Source organism: Streptomyces sp., assembly GCF_035645055.1.
In the GTDB taxonomy this organism is placed as follows: domain Bacteria; phylum Actinomycetota; class Actinomycetes; order Streptomycetales; family Streptomycetaceae; genus Streptomyces.
This window is the reverse complement of the sequence record NZ_DASQNH010000030.1, coordinates 1-14,012: the sequence shown is the minus strand read 5'-3', so window position 1 is coordinate 14,012 and position 14,012 is coordinate 1. Positions and strand designations below refer to the sequence as shown.

At 72.0% G+C, this 14,012-nt stretch carries 12 protein-coding genes; 6 read left to right on the top strand and 6 right to left on the bottom strand.

Translation table 11 applies throughout. The features are described from left to right. Window positions 1-9: 9 nt before the first annotated feature. Window positions 10-2,061 (bottom strand): phosphocholine-specific phospholipase C, encoded by a 2,052-nt coding sequence (locus VE614_RS09415; RefSeq protein WP_324934647.1) that lies wholly within the window; start codon window positions 2,059-2,061, stop codon window positions 10-12. 236 nt (window positions 2,062-2,297) lie between these two features. Then, window positions 2,298-2,969, bottom strand: coding sequence for a hypothetical protein (locus VE614_RS09410; RefSeq protein ID WP_324934645.1), 672 nt, complete (start codon window positions 2,967-2,969; stop codon window positions 2,298-2,300). A gap of 223 nt (window positions 2,970-3,192) precedes the next feature. On the opposite strand from VE614_RS09410, the gene VE614_RS09405 reads away from it, so the two are divergent. Beyond that, complete coding sequence (locus VE614_RS09405; RefSeq protein ID WP_324934643.1) at window positions 3,193-3,852, top strand: helix-turn-helix transcriptional regulator; 660 nt, start codon at window positions 3,193-3,195, stop codon at window positions 3,850-3,852. Window positions 3,853-4,055: 203 nt separating this feature from the next. Next, entirely contained in the window at window positions 4,056-4,292 is a 237-nt protein-coding gene (locus tag VE614_RS09400; RefSeq protein WP_324934641.1) for a hypothetical protein, read from the top strand. A gap of 58 nt (window positions 4,293-4,350) precedes the next feature. Here VE614_RS09400 and VE614_RS09395 read toward each other — a convergent pair whose 3' ends face one another. Next, window positions 4,351-5,031: a 4'-phosphopantetheinyl transferase family protein gene (locus tag VE614_RS09395; RefSeq protein ID WP_324934640.1), complete on the bottom strand. Its 681-nt coding sequence runs from the start codon at window positions 5,029-5,031 to the stop codon at window positions 4,351-4,353. Window positions 5,032-5,036: 5 nt separating this feature from the next. Continuing rightward, the gene (locus VE614_RS09390) at window positions 5,037-5,888 is read right to left on the bottom strand and encodes a metallophosphoesterase (protein ID WP_324934638.1); all 852 of its coding nucleotides are present in this window, start codon (window positions 5,886-5,888) and stop codon (window positions 5,037-5,039) included. A gap of 302 nt (window positions 5,889-6,190) precedes the next feature. Between VE614_RS09390 and VE614_RS09385 the strand changes: the two genes are divergently transcribed. Beyond that, a complete protein-coding gene (locus VE614_RS09385) occupies window positions 6,191-7,273 on the top strand; it encodes an ATP-grasp domain-containing protein (RefSeq protein ID WP_324934636.1) in 1,083 nt (360 codons plus the stop codon). Window positions 7,274-7,335: 62 nt separating this feature from the next. On the opposite strand, the gene VE614_RS09380 is transcribed toward VE614_RS09385, so the two are convergent. Next, window positions 7,336-8,676 carry a 6-phospho-beta-glucosidase gene (locus VE614_RS09380; protein WP_324934634.1) on the bottom strand — a complete coding sequence of 447 codons (1,341 nt, stop codon included), beginning with the start codon at window positions 8,674-8,676 and terminating at the stop codon, window positions 7,336-7,338. A 172-nt stretch (window positions 8,677-8,848) separates the two neighbouring features. Here VE614_RS09380 and VE614_RS09375 point away from each other — a divergent pair, with 172 nt between their 5' ends. Both VE614_RS09375 and VE614_RS09370 read left to right on the top strand, forming a co-directional pair. Further along, on the top strand, window positions 8,849-9,700 hold the full coding sequence (locus tag VE614_RS09375; RefSeq protein WP_324934632.1) for a hypothetical protein: 852 nt from the start codon (window positions 8,849-8,851) through the stop codon (window positions 9,698-9,700). A gap of 209 nt (window positions 9,701-9,909) precedes the next feature. Then, window positions 9,910-11,307, top strand: coding sequence for a glycoside hydrolase family 16 protein (locus tag VE614_RS09370; RefSeq protein WP_324934631.1), 1,398 nt, complete (start codon window positions 9,910-9,912; stop codon window positions 11,305-11,307). Between the two features lie 58 nt (window positions 11,308-11,365). Here the strand turns inward: VE614_RS09370 and VE614_RS09365 are convergent, their stop codons facing one another. Next, the gene (locus VE614_RS09365) at window positions 11,366-12,259 is read right to left on the bottom strand and encodes an AraC family transcriptional regulator (RefSeq protein WP_324934629.1); all 894 of its coding nucleotides are present in this window, start codon (window positions 12,257-12,259) and stop codon (window positions 11,366-11,368) included. A 169-nt stretch (window positions 12,260-12,428) separates the two neighbouring features. Between VE614_RS09365 and VE614_RS09360 the strand changes: the two genes are divergently transcribed. Further along, the coding region (locus VE614_RS09360) for a transketolase (RefSeq protein ID WP_324934626.1) at window positions 12,429-14,012 on the top strand (1,584 nt) is incomplete at its 3' end.

Here is a 14,012-nt window from a genome sequence, read left to right as displayed (position 1 = left end):
GGAGCGCGGCTACTCGGTGACGATCGCCGGGTCGCTCACCCCGGGCTGCCCGTTCTCCACGTGCCCGGCGAAGCGCCGCAGGTACGCCGGGTCGGCGTCGGAGGTGACCGTCAGGTCGTACCAGCGCCGGCTCGCCGCGAGGTCGACGGTGTGCCGGACGACCGCGCCGGGCCGCACCGACAGGGTCCGCGAGGTGCCCGCGTAGCCGTCGGCCAGCTTCAGCCGGACCGTGCCGGAGCCCTTGTGGGTGAAGGTCAGCTCGACGTCGTCGCCGGTGTGCCGGGCGGTCACCTCCGGACCGGCCTTCCTGCCGGGGCCCTTGAAGACGCGCAGGAAGCCGTTGGGTCCGTGCACGGTCAGGTCGTACAGGCCCTTGGAGTAGACCGAGTTCCAGGTGTCGGAGACGGTCTTGCCGGCCTCGGTGGTGTAGGTCCACGGGCCGTCGGTGCGGCTGCCGGAGGTGACCAGGAAGGCGGCCCCGGCCTTCGCCCCCGAGGCGAAGGTGAGGGTGAACTTCCCGGCCGCCGGGTCCGCCGAGCCGTCCACCAGCGGGGCGTACCTCAGCGGGCGGGCCGGGCGCAGACCGCGCTCCTGCCGGGGCATGTCGGGGTGCGCGGGCGGCACCGGGCGGTAGTCGGGGTGGCGCTCGCGGTCCGGCGGCTCGTAGCCGTCGGTGCCGGGCAGCGCGGCCGGCCGGGTGTCGGTGCGGGAGAAGTCGAACGCGGCGGTGAGGTCACCGCAGATCGCGCGCCGCCAGGGCGAGATGTTCGGCTCGTGGACGCCGAAGCGGCGTTCCATGAACCGGATGACGGAGGTGTGGTCGAGGGTCTCGGAGCAGACCCAGCCGCCCTTGCTCCACGGCGAGACGACCAGCATGGGCACGCGCGGGCCGAGCCCGTAGGGGCCGGCGGGGCGCCTGCTGTCGCCCGGGTAGAGGTCGAGGGAGACATCGACCGTGGACTTGCCGCGGGAGGCGTCCTTCGGCGGCAGCGGCGGCACCACGTGGTCGAAGAAGCCGTCGTTCTCGTCGTACGTGATGAACAGGGCCGTCTTCGCCCAGACCGCCGGGTTGGAGGTCAGCGCGTCGAGGACTTGCGCGATGTACCAGGCGCCGTAGTTGGACGGCCAGTTGGAGTGCTCGGAGAAGGCCTCGGGCGCGGCGATCCAGGAGACCTGCGGCAGGGTGCCGGCCCTGACGTCGGCGCGCAGCCGGTCGAAGTAGCCGTCGCCGTTCTTGACGTCGGTTCCGGTGCGGGCCTTGTCGTACAGCGGGTCGCCGGGGGTGGCGTTCCGGTAGCTGTTGAAGTAGAGCAGGGAGTTGTCGCCGTAGTTGCCGCGGTAGGCGTCGGCGATCCAGCCCCAGTGACCGGCCGCGTCCAGGCCGTCGCCGATGTCCTGGTAGATCTTCCAGGAGATCCCGGCCTTCTCCAGGCGCTCGGGGTAGGTGGTCCAGCCGTAGCCCAGCTCGTCGTTGCCGAGGACGGGGCCGCCGCCCGTGCCGTCGTTGCCCGTGGAGCCGCTCCACATGTAGTAGCGGTTCGGGTCGGTGGAGCCGATGAACGAGCAGTGGTAGGCGTCACAGACGGTGAAGGCGTCGGCGAGCGCGTAGTGGAACGGGATGTCCTCACGGGTCAGGTACGCCATGGTGGTGGTGCCCTTGGCGGGGATCCACCGGTCGTACTTGCCGCCGTTGTAGGCCTGCTGACCGTCGGTCCAGCCGTGCGGCAGGCCCTCCAGGAACTGCATGCCGAGGTCGTCGGCGTCCGGGTGGAAGGGCAGTACGTCCTTGCCGCCGTCCGGCTGGTGCCAGACGGGCTTGCCGCTGTCGAGGGTGACCGGGCGGGGGTCGCCGAAGCCGCGGACGCCGCGCAGTTTCCCGAAGTAGTGGTCGAAGGAACGATTCTCCTGCATCAGCACGACGATGTGCTCGACGTCCTCGATCGTTCCCGAGCGACGGTCGGCGGGCAGGGCCGCGGCGCGCTCGATGCTGCCGGCCAGCGCGCTGAACGCCGTGGTGGCACCCGCGATCTGGAGGAATCTGCGCCGGTTGACTTCGGGCATGGGTGGGGACCTCTCGTCCTGACGTTGTTCGGCCGGCCGGATGGCCATGACGGAATGCGCGCGGAAGGAGTGTTCCAAGAGCACCAAACGTCAGGGAAGGGTGTGGTGGCGCCCATGTGAAAGTCACGGGTACGTGAGGTGTGTTTCCGGCCGAAGCGGAAGACGGGGCGGCACATCGGGGCGCGCCCCGGTCCGACCGTGGCGCCGTCGGCGACCTGAACGCCGGCGGTGCCCGGTCAGACCTCGGGGGCGGGGACCACGCTGAGGTGGCCCGCCGCACGGCGGGCGCGGGCGCGCCGGCGCGGGACGGACGCCGCGCGGCGCGGCTCGCGCAGCACCAGCGTCAGCCGGGCGTAGCCCAGATCCTGCAGGGTCTTGGGGGTTTCGCCGACGATACGGCAGTCCGTGGCGCCCCAGCGCGGGTCGGGGTGCAGCAGCGGACGGATCGCGCCGTCGTGCTCGACGGCCGCCTGGCCGACCGCGCGGATCCAGTGCGGCAGACCGTGCCGGTAGGCCGCCTCCATGATGGGGTCCTGGGCGATCTCCCGGCGGATCGCCTGGAGCCGGTGGTCCTGGCCCTGCCGCTCCAAGGCGGCGGCGAAGTGTGCCAGCATCGGCAGGCACCAGCGCGACTCGTGCTCGCCGAGGACGGTGCCCGCCTCGGGGTGGAACAGGACGAATCTGAGGAAGTTGTCCCACGGCATCGCCGTCGGATGCGGTCCCACGCCCCGGAAAAGTGTCTCGAACGCGCTGTTGGCGGCGACGACGTCCCAGGCGTGGTCGACGACGACGGAGGGAAAGGGGACGGCCTGGAGCAGTACGGCGTAGTCCTCCAGATACGCCTGGGCCTCGGGACACTCGGGTACGGGCCGCAGCTCGGACCGCTGCCCTCCTGCCTGATACGCCATCGGGAGGTCACCCCTCTTGCCTCTGCGGCCTTCACGCGGCGCCTTGATCCTGGGGCCCCGACGCGAGGCGTGTCAACTATCGTGGCATTTCATGCCTGTTGACGGCTGAAATTGGCCACAGTTGTGGCGAGACCTGGATGTGAGTTCGAAGCACCGGCTACTCTCCGGGAAGTTCACGGCAACCAGTTGTGAGAAGCCTGTGAGAGACGTAGGAGACCTGTCGGTGACGGATGGCTACGAGGTTCCGGGCGCCACGGCGACGGCTGTGCTGCCGGCCGTGGTCGCCCGCGTCACCGCGCTCGCCGACCGGCTCGGCGTGCCGCACGCCGAGGTCTTCGACACCGCCCGGCTGTCCGTCGCCTGCGGTGTCCCCGAGCCGGTGGTCAAGGAGCTGCTGCGCGGCCGGCCCGCCGGAGAGCCCGATGTGCAGGCGCGCTTCCTGCAGCGGCTGGACCTGCTGCGGCGCACCCGGCTGAAGCCCAACGGCCGCCGGTACACCCAGCAGGAGATAGCCGACGGGGCCGGCATGTCCCGGCAGCAGGCCGGGGCGCTCATCAACGGCGACCGCCGCCCCACCATGGAGCACTGCGACGCCATCCAGCGTTTCTTCCGCGTGCACGCCGGTTTCCTGACGGCCGAGGACCCCGAAGCGCTGGCGGGCGCCCTGCAACGCACCGAGCAGGAACTGCTCCAGAAGCTCGCCGACCGGGAACGCGCTGCGGCGGCCGGCGCGCCCGACGACCCGCTGGAGCGGCTGCTCCAGGACCACGGCGTGCGCGGGATCGCCTGGCGGGCCGCCCAACTGCCCACCGACCAGCACCGCGACAAGGTCGCCGAATGGCTGGACATGCTCCTGGAGAGCGTCAAGCGGCCCGAGGCCTGACCGGGCGGATGTCCCGGGCCCGCCGCCGTCGACCGTTCGGCCCAGCGTGGGGAGGCTTTTCCCGGCTCGTTCCGCCGCGCTCTCGGCTCCGCTGAGCGGGCGAACCCCGCGGGCACGGGGGCCGATTGTCAGTGGCAGGCGGCAAGCTGGACACAGGCCCCGCACCGTGCGGGGCACGCTGTCGAGACGGGGAGAGCCGACCGATGTCCACCGCCGTGCTGACCGACCGCGAGCGCGCCGCCGTCCAGGCCTATCTGCGGCTGCTGCACACCGTGCGGGCCGCTCTCGACACCGCGCCCGGCCCGCACGGGGCGCCCGGACCGCCCGTCGTGCCGCCCGCCGTGCTCGCCGAGGCCGAACAGGCGCTGGCGGAGGCGGGGCTGAACGGCAACGAGGAGGAGTTCTTCCGGCTGCTGCACAGCTGGTACCCGCACTCGTGACACCGTGCCGAAGGTCCCGCCTGACAGCGTGCCGAACGTCCCGGCCCTCCGCGCCGGGTCAGGAGCCCGGCACCGTCACCGCGGTCGCCACCAGGCCCCCACGGACGGCCCAGCGCCCCTCGAAGCGGCCGATCCGGCGACCCTCCACCAGTGGCCCGGGCACGAGGAGTTCGGCGCGGAACCGGCCGCGCGCCGGGTCGTCGGGGCCGACGGTGATGTCGATGTCCGCCTCGGAGAACTCCAGCCACTGCCCGGTGAGCGGGAACCACGCCTTGTAGACGGACTCCTTCGCGCTGAACAGCAACCGGTCCCCGTGTACGTCGGGGCGCTCGGCGGCCAGCCGGCGCAGCCGCTCCCGCTCGCCGGGCAGGGCGACGGCCTCCAGCACCCCGTCCGGGAGCGGCGCGTGCGGTTCGGCGTCGATGCCGAGGGAGGCCAGGTCGGCGGCGCGGACCAGCGCCGCCGCGCAGTAGCCGTCGCAGTGGGTCATGCTGCCGAGCAGCCCGTCGGGCCACTGCGGCGCGCCCCGTTCACCCGGCAGGATCGCCTGCGGGGGCACTCCCAGCTTCTCCATGGCCCGGCGGGCGCAGGCGCGCACGGTGGCGTACTCGCGGCGCCGTTTGGCCACGGCCAGCGCCACGAACCGCTCCTCGCCGGGGAACAGCGGCGTCTCCACGATCTCGTCGCTTCCGTGCGCCTCGACCGCGATCACCGCGTCGGGCAGCAGGTCCTCGATCACCGGGCTCAGACCTCCCTGGGGAGTATGCGGCGCGGCCGGCCCGGCGGGTGCGGGCGCTTGCGCCATTCACGGGGGTATCCCACCGACACCTCCTCGAAGCGGACGCCCTCGTGCACGGTGGTCCGCGGGATGTGCAGATGGCCGTAGACCATGGCCTCGACCCGGAAGCGGCGGTGCCAGTCGGCGGTCAGCCGGGTGCCGCACCACATGGCGAACTCCGGATACCACAGCACCTCGGTCGGATGCCGGTCCAGCGGCCAGTGGTTGACCAGGACGGTGGGCAGGTCCTCGGGGAGCGCGGAAAGACGCGCCTCGGTTGCGGCGACCCGGGCCCGGCACCAGTCCTCGCGGGTCGGGTAGGGGTCGGGGTGGAGCAGATACTCGTCGGTGCACACGACACCGGTCTTGTGCGCGTACGCCAGCCCCTCCTCCTTGGAGGCGCAGCCCTCGGGGAGGAAGGAGTAGTCGTAGAGGAGGAAGAGCGGGGCGATGGCGACCGGGCCGCCGGGGCCCTCCCAGACGGGGTAGGGGTCCTCGGGGGTGACGACGTCCAGGCGGCGGCACATCTCGACCAGGTGTTCGTACCGGGCGACGCCGCGCAGGGTGACGGGATCCGAGGGGTGGGTCCACAGTTCGTGGTTGCCGGGGACCCAGACGACCTTGCGGAAGCGTCCGGCGAGGGTCTTCAGCGCCCACTCGATCGAGGACACGGACTCCGCCACGTCACCGGCCACGAGGAGCCAGTCGTCGTCGGTCCCGGGGCGGAGCTTCTCGACCAGCGCGCGGTTCTCCTCGTATCCGATGTGCAGGTCGCTGATGGCCAGCAGCTGCCCGGCACCACCGGCCGTCGATGTCACCTGTCGCCCCTCCCGTCACGTCCCGTCACGTCCCGCGAACGGCACCACGAGAACACACGTGCGCGGTGTCGGGCAAGGGCGACCCGGGTCGCCGCGCCGGCCGGTGGTGCGGGCCGTACGCCTTACCCGTGGTACGAGCCGTAACACACGCGTTGCACGCGAGTGGCCGTGAAGCCGTATGATCTGCCCAACACCACCGCCACGAACCCCTTCGCTCAGGGGCGGTTCGGTGTCCCTCCCTCATTCCCCTGGCCGGGCCGGCCCTGCTCCGCCGTGCCCGCGAACCGTGAAAGGCGGCCTGAATGGTCTCTCGCGTACGCGTCTGGCTCAACCGCACGTACGCGGAGAACGTGTTCTTCATGGATCAGCTGCGCCGAAATCCCAGCGATCGGGCCGTCGAGATCCATGCGACCCACGGGGATCCGGACTCACCCGTGCTGGCCGCCGCCGACACCGCGGAACTGGAGCCCGAGGGCCTGTCGCCCGCGGCGTACGCGGAGTACGCCCTCGACGTGTGCGCACGGCGCGGAATCGATGTGTTCGTGCCGCGGCTGCACCAGGCGGCGATCGTGGCGCACCGCGCCGAGTTCGAGGCGATCGGCACGGCGCTGCTGGCGCCGCCGCCGCAGGCGGTGGCCGTCTTCCAGGACAAGGTGATCGCGTACGAGGCCGTGCAGGCGATCGGGGTGCCGGTGCCGCCGTGGTGGCGGGTCCGCGACGCCGACGAACTCGTCGCGGCGGTCGACGAGTTGGAGGCGGCGGGGCACAAGGCGTGCTTCAAGCCCGCGTCCGGTGCGGGCGGGGTGGGCTTCCGGGTCGTCACGCGCGCCCCCTTCTCACTCTTTCACCTCGAAGGGTTCCCGACCCCGTACGTCCCGCTCGACCTGGCGGTGGAGGCGGTGCGGCAGGCGGAGGAGCCCGTCGACTGGCTGGTGATGCCCCGCCTGGAGCAGCCGGAGGTGTCGGTGGACTGCCTCACCGGACCGGACAACCGGGTGCGGCTGGCCGTGGGCCGCACCAAGAACGGCCGACGGCGCGGGTTCACGCTGCACGAGCAGTGGCTGGAGCCGGCGCGGCGGATCGCGGAGGGGTTCGGGCTGCACTACCTGTCCAACATCCAGTTCCGGATGTTCGGCGAGCGGCCGGTGCTGATGGATGTGAACGCGCGGCCCGCGGGCGGGCTGCACCAGTTGTCGCTGTGCGGGATCAACGCGCCGTGGGCCGCGGTGCGGATGGCGCTCGGGGACGACCCGGGCGAGATCACGCCGCCGTTCCTGGGGCAGGACTACACGGTGGTGGCGGGGCCGCGGCCGTTGCGGCAGGTCTCTCTGCCGCAGCAGCGGGTCGGCTCCGTCGGGTTGGCGGCCGAGGTGGTGTCGCTGTAGGTCGGGTGCCGGGGGCTGGTCGCGCAGTTCCCCGCGCCCCTTCTCGGGGTGCCCGGTGTCGCCTATGCGAGGTAGGCGAGGCCGGGATGGACGGCCTTGTAGCCGTCGACGAGCCTGCGGGCCACCGTCACCGAGTCGATGAGCGGGTGGAGGGCGAACGCCTTCACCGCCGTGGTGCGGGAGCCGGACTCGGCGGCCGACAGCACCTCGCGTTCGACCGCCTTGACCGAGCAGACCAGACCGGTGGCGTGGCCGGGCAGCGGGTCCACGGCCACCGGGTGGGCGCCGTTGGCGTCGACCAGGCACGGCACCTCGATCACCGCGTCGGTGTCGAGGACCGTGAGGGTGCCGCGGTTGCGGACGTTGAGGATGAGGGTGGTGCGCTCGTCGCGGGCGATGGCCCGCATCAGGGCGAGGGCGACCTTCTCGTAGCCGCCGGACAGATCGTCGGCCTCGCGCTCGCCGGCGCCGGCGGTCTCCCGGTTCTCCGCCATGTAGGTGGCCTCGCGTTCGGCGCGGGTGCGGTCCCAGGCGGCCAGGGCGGACACCGCCGGATCGCCGGCCTCGGCGTAGAAGCCGGCCTGCTGGTCGCGCAGGAAGGCGCCGCGGGTGCGCTCGGCCTCCTGGTAGGCGCGGACGGTCTCGCGGTTGAAGTAGTAGTAGTGCAGGTATTCGTTGGGGATCGCGCCGAGCGACCGGAGCCAGTCGGCGCCGAACAGCCTGCCCTCCTCGAAGGAGCCGAGCAGGGCGGGGTCGGCGAGCAGGCGCGGGAGTTCGTCGCGGCCCGCGATCCGCAGGCCGCGCACCCAGCCGAGGTGGTTGAGGCCGACGTAGTCGATCCACGCCTCGGCGGGGTCGGTCGCGCCGAGCACCCGGGCGATCCGGCGGCCGAGGCCGACCGGCGAGTCGCAGATGCCGATGACGCGGTCGCCGAGGCGGCGGGACATGGCCTCGGTGACCAGTCCCGCCGGGTTGGTGAAGTTGATGACCCAGGCGTCGGGGGCAAGGCGGGCGATCCGGGCGGCGATGTCGACGGCGACCGGGACCGTGCGCAGACCGTAGGCGATGCCGCCCGCGCCGACCGTCTCCTGGCCGAGCACCCCTTCCGCCAGGGCGACCCGCTCGTCGTTCGCGCGCCCCTCCAGCCCGCCGACGCGGATCGCGGAGAAGACGAAGTCGGCGCCGCGCAGGGCCTCGTCGAGGTCCGTGGTGGCGATGACCTCGGGGGCGTCCGGGACGTGGGCGGCCTGTTCGGCCAGCACACGGGAGACCGCATGCAGTCGGCCGGCGTCGGGATCCTGAAGGACGACCCGGGTCACCCGCCCCTCTCCCCGGTCCCCGAGCAGCGCCCCGTACACCAGCGGCACCCGGAATCCGCCGCCGCCCAGAATCGTCAGCCGCACGCCGCTCCCGCCTCTCCACCGCGATCACCTGCCGGCACGTGAGCACAGTACTGATCACCTGCCGGCACGTGAGCACAGTACTCGCCGCGGCTTCGTCCTTCCCCGGACGGTGACCCCGCGCCGCGCACGTGGTTCCATGCGAACGCCATCTCCCACGCGTGACAGGAGTCTGATGAAGCGTCAACTTCTCACCGTCACCGCCCTGACCGGTGCCCTCGCCCTGGGCGCGGGCACCACCTCCGCCGCGGGCGCGCCGGTCTGGACGGAGACCGGAACGGCGTACACCGACACCCTGGGCGGCGGGCAGGGCCTCGCCAGCCACGCGGACGGCTCCCTGCTGTACCGGGGGCTCGCCGACATCCCGCTGAGCCTGCGGCTGAAGGGCTGGAACCACGTCGGCGACCCGGACATCGCGCGCGGTCATGTCGTCGACGCCTACCAGGGCGCGGACACGGCCCCGTCGAAGATGTTCGCGGTCACCACCCCGGCCGGGAAGCGCTACGAGTACGTCCACCCGCTGAGCCAGGGCGAGAAGGTGAACAACTCCTTCGCCGCCGTCTCGCCCGACGCGCGGTGGCTGGTCGCCGGCGAGTGGGGCGAACAGCACCGGCTCCAGGTCTTCCCCGCCCCGCTGCTGAACCCGAGCACCCCCGCCACGGGCGGCACGCTCGCGGAGGCCGGGCAGATCACGCTGGACCGGCCGGTGCGCGACATCCAGGGCTGCGACTTCGTCACGGACACCCGTCTGGTGTGCGCCTCCAACGACGCGTCCGGCACGCACTTCCCCGAGCCGCGTCCGCTGCTCCAGGTCGACCTGGAGCACGCGCTGGACGGCGGACCCGTGACCGGCACGGTGACGAGTCTGTTCGCGCTGCCGCAGCGCAGCGCGTGCACCGGCGGCGGCTACGAGACGGAGGGCGTCGACTACGACCCGGGCACCGGCACCCTCCGCGCCCAGATGATCCAGCCCGGGGTGTGCGCGGTGGCGACGACCGTGTACGCGTACCGGGAGGCCACCGTCTGATCCGTACGGGCGGACGTCCCCTTCAGGGGATGCGTTTCCTCCTTCAGGGAGTGAACTCCCCTGGACGGGAAGGACTTTCTCGGTTTCACCTCTTGACGCCGACGGTGGCGGCGAGCACATTGGGCGCACTCTGAGAGCGCTCTCATCATGTGATGGGCGCTCTCGGCGGACACCCGCGCACCCCCTTCCGTATCGAGAGGCACCCCCACATGAGTGCACCCTCCGGCACCTCGCACAGACGGGGCCCGCTGCGGCGGGCCCTGATCGCCGCCGTCGGCGTCCTGGGTCTGGCGGCGGCCGCGGCGACGGTCACCGCCCCGTCCGCGACGGCCGCCGCCCCGCCGCCCCCGTCCGGCTGGACGCAGGTCTTCGTCGACGACTTCAACGGCGCCGCGGGCACCGGCGTGAACACCACGAACTGGCGCTACGCGACCGGCACCGGCTACCCGGGCGGCCCCGCCAACTGGGGCACCGGCGAGATCGAGACGATGACGTCCAGCACCGACAACGTCTCCCTCGACGGCAACGGCAACCTCCGGATCACCCCGCGCCGCGACGCGTCCGGCCGCTGGACCTCCGGCCGGATCGAGACCAACCGCACCGACTTCCAGCCCCCGGCGAACGGCAAGCTGCGCGTAGAGGCCCGCATCCAGGTGCCGAACGTCACCGGCGCCGCCGCCAAGGGCTACTGGCCCGCGTTCTGGATGCTGGGCGCGCCCTACCGGGGCAACTACTGGAACTGGCCCGCCGTCGGCGAGCTGGACATCATGGAGAACACCCAGGGCCTGAACACGGTGTGGGCCACCATGCACTGCGGCACCTCGCCGGGCGGCCCGTGCAACGAGACCAGCGGCATCGGCGGGTCCACCGCGTGCCCCGGCACCACCTGCCAGGCCGGGTTCCACACCTACCGCATGGAGTGGGACCGCTCGGCGAGCGTGGAGGAGATCCGCTTCTACGTCGACAACACCCACTTCCACACCGTCCGCGAGAACCAGGTGGACGCGACGACCTGGACCAACGCCACCGACCACGGCTTCTTCCTCATCCTCAACGTGGCGATGGGCGGCGGCTTCCCGGACGCCTTCGGCGGCGGCCCGGACGCCGGCACGGTCCCGGGCCACTCCATGGTGGTGGACTACGTCCAGGTGCTGTCGGCCGGCGGGAGCGGTACCACGCCCCCGCCGACCGGCAACCGTGACGCCTACAGCGCCATCCAGGCCGAGTCGTTCGACGGCCAGTCCGGCGTGATCACCGAGTCCACCTCCGACACGGGCGGCGGCCAGAACGTCGGCGCCGTCGGCAACGGCGACTGGGCTCTCTACCGGGGCGTCACCTTCGGTTCCACGCCCGCCACCCAGTTCTCCGCCCGGGTCGCGAGCGGGGCCGGCTCCGGGGTGAGCGGTCTCGTCGAGGTGCGGCTGGACAGCCGGACCAACCCGCCGATCGGCAGCTTCGCGGTCGGTAACACGGGCGGCTGGCAGTCGTGGCGCACGGTCCCGGCGAACATCTCCTCGGTCACCGGCACCCACGACGTGTATCTCACGTTCACCAGCGGACAGCCGGCGGACTTCGTGAACGTGAACTGGTTCACCTTCGGCCGCTGACAGCGGTCCGCCGCCTCCCCGGAACGGGGCTCCACGCGCGCGTGGAGCCCCGTTCGCGCTATCGCAGCTCCGCGCGGAAGGCCGCCGGGGTCGTGTCGGTGTGCTGGTGGAAGAACTTGGAGAAGTTCGCCGCGTCGGGGAAGCCCACCGCGACACCCACCCGGCCGATCGGCAGATCGGTGTGCGCGAGCAGGCGCTTGGCCTCCAGCACCACCCGTTTGTCGATGAACGCCTTGGGTGTCTCGCCGGTCGCGGCGCGTACCGCGCGCACGAGGGTGCGGCGGGAGTAACCGAGGGCGTCGGCGTAGGCGCTGACACTGTGATTGGTGGCGAAGCCCGCCTCGACGGCGTCCCGGAAGAGGGTGAACGTGGTGTCGCCCGGCCGGCTGGACGCCTCGGCGGAGCTGGCCGCGAGATGGGCGAGGCGCAGCAGGAACGCGGTCAGGGAGTGGCGCAGGACCGCGGTGTGCAGGCCGGGCGGGAGGGTGGCGGTGTCCTCGTACTCGCGGCGCAGCTGGGCGAGTGAGGCCTCCAGCGCGGCGAGCCGCGGCGGGTCGGGGTGGAGCAGGGGCGGCAGGTCGTAACGGTAGAGGCCGGTCGCCTCGACGGTGGCGCGGGGCAGGAAACCGGGCTGCATGGTGAGGACGGTTCCGCGGTACTCGCTCGTGGTCGTGAAGCGGTGCACTTGTCCTGGGCGGATCCACAGCACGTCGCCGGCCGTCGCCTCGTACTCGGTGAAGTCGACCATGTGGCGTACGGGGCCGGCGGCGAAGACCATCACGACGTGGAAGTCGATGCGGTGGACACGGTCGGGCGGTGCCGTGGAGTGCCAGGTGCGGCCGGCGCCCATCGGGCCGACCTGCATGCCGACGCCGCTGATGCTGAGGTCGGTGGGGAAGGCGAAGGTTCTGATGCCGTCACTGTCGCCCTCTTGGTGTGTTCTGTCCGCCATATCCGTCTCGTACCGTCTCGGTCCCGCACCTTGCCGTCCGGGTGTCCCACTTTCACCACAGGCTGACACACCCAGACCTTCCCGCGAAAAAGTCAGACTTTTAGAGTCGAACGCGGCTGACCAGTGGAAACACCGAGATCAATGACTTTTTGAAGGGGACTGCGATCAGATGAGCACGCAGACAACCGGCGGCTTCGAGTGGAGCGACCTCGACCGGCGTGCCGTCGACACCGCCCGCCTGCTGGCGGCGGACGCCGTACAGCGGGTCGGCAACGGGCACCCGGGCACGGCGATGAGCCTGGCCCCCGCCGCGTACACGATCTTTCAGAAGGTGATGCGGCACGACCCCGCGGACCCCGAGTGGGCGGGCCGTGACCGCTTCGTCCTCTCCCCCGGCCACACCTCGCTGACCCTCTACACCCAGCTCTACCTCGCCGGGTACGAGCTGGGCCTGGACGACCTCAAGGCGTTCCGCACCCACGGCTCCAAGACGCCCGGTCACCCCGAGTACGGGCACACCGCCGGGGTGGAGACCACGACCGGCCCGCTGGGCCAGGGTGTCGCCAACGCCGTCGGCATGGCGATGGCCGCCCGTTACGAGCGCGGTCTGTTCGACCCGGACGCGCCGGCGGGCGAGTCCCCCTTCGACCACACCGTCTGGGCGATCGTCTCCGACGGCGACCTCCAGGAGGGCGTCTCCGCCGAGGCCTCCTCGCTCGCCGGCCACCAGAGGCTGGGCAACCTGGTCCTCCTCTACGACGACAACCACATCTCCATCGAGGGCGACACCGCCACCGCGTTCTCCGAGGACGTGCTGAAGCGGTACGAGGCGTACGGCTGGCACACCCAGCGGATCGAGCCCGCCGACAACGGTGACGTCGACGTCCACGCCCTGTACGCGGCGCTGACGGCCGCCCGGGCCGAGACCGGGCGGCCCTCGATCATCGCGATGCGCACGGTCATCGCCTGGCCCGCGCCGAACGCGCAGAACACCGAGGCGTCGCACGGCTCCGCGCTCGGCGAGGAGGAGATCGCCGCCACCAAGCGGATCCTCGGCTTCGACCCGGAGCAGTCCTTCGAGGTCGCCGACGAGGTCCTGGCGCACACCCGCCGGGCCCTCGACCGGGGCGCCCGGGCGCACACCGCCTGGGACAAGCGGATCGCCGCCTGGCGGACGGCCCAGCCGGAGCGCGCGGCCGAGTTCGACCGGATCAGCAAGGGCGAGCTGCCCGCCGGCTGGGAGGAGAAGATCCCGGTCTTCGAGCCCGGCAAGGCGGTCGCGACCCGTGCCGCGTCCGGCAAGGTGCTCCAGGCCCTGGGCGAGGTCATCCCCGAGCTGTGGGGCGGCTCCGCTGACCTGGCGGGCTCCAACAACACCACCATCGACAAGTCCAGCTCGTTCCTCCCGGCGGGCAACCCGCTGCCGGAGGCGAACCCGTACGGCCGTACCGTCCACTTCGGCATCCGCGAGTTCTCGATGGCCGCGGAGATGAACGGCATCGCCCTGCACGGCAACACCCGCGTCTACGGCGGCACCTTCCTGGTGTTCTCCGACTACATGCGCAACGCGGTGCGCATGTCCGCGCTGATGCAGCTGCCGGTGACGTACGTGTGGACGCACGACTCCATCGGCCTCGGCGAGGACGGCCCGACCCACCAGCCGGTCGAGCACCTGGCCGCGCTGCGCGCCATCCCGGGCCTGAACGTCGTCCGCCCGGCCGACGCCAACGAGACCGCCATCGCCTGGCGCGAG